This window comes from Ochrobactrum sp. SFR4 (genome assembly GCF_019730395.1).
Taxonomy (GTDB): domain Bacteria; phylum Pseudomonadota; class Alphaproteobacteria; order Rhizobiales; family Rhizobiaceae; genus Pseudochrobactrum.
Genome location: NZ_JAAPBB010000269.1, coordinates 1 through 411 on the forward strand (window position 1 = coordinate 1; position 411 = coordinate 411).

Here is a 411-nt window from a genome sequence, read left to right on the forward strand (position 1 = left end):
CACCATGCTGGTCGCCGGTCAGCATGACCACGCGGCCTATGCCGATGTCACGCAGACGGGCGATGGCCTGCCGCGCCTTCACGAGCCATGTCGGACATACCCAGCAGCCCGATCAACTGCCCGTCACGCGCCACCAGGATCGGTGTCTGGCCGTTGGACAGGAGACGGTCCAGTGCAGCTTCGCCCTCCTGGCCCAGCGCCATGCCGAGCGTATCCATCAGGCGGCGGTTGCCAGCGGCAACGGTCCGGCCGTCGATGCGAGCGCTCAGGCCCATGCCAGCATGCTCCTCCAGCGCCTCGGGCGTGGAAAGCGGTCCCTGCTTGCGGCCGGCCTCGACGATCGGACGGCCGAGCGGGTGGGTCGATCCGGTCTCGGCGGTCGCAGCCAGATGCAACAACCCGGCTTCCGTC

General features: G+C 69.1%; 1 pseudogene. It reads right to left on the reverse strand.

What is annotated here, in order from left to right:
• Positions 1-47 precede the first annotated feature (47 nt).
• A pseudogene (locus HBA93_RS18930) lies at positions 48-411 on the reverse strand (heavy metal translocating P-type ATPase); the annotation flags it as partial.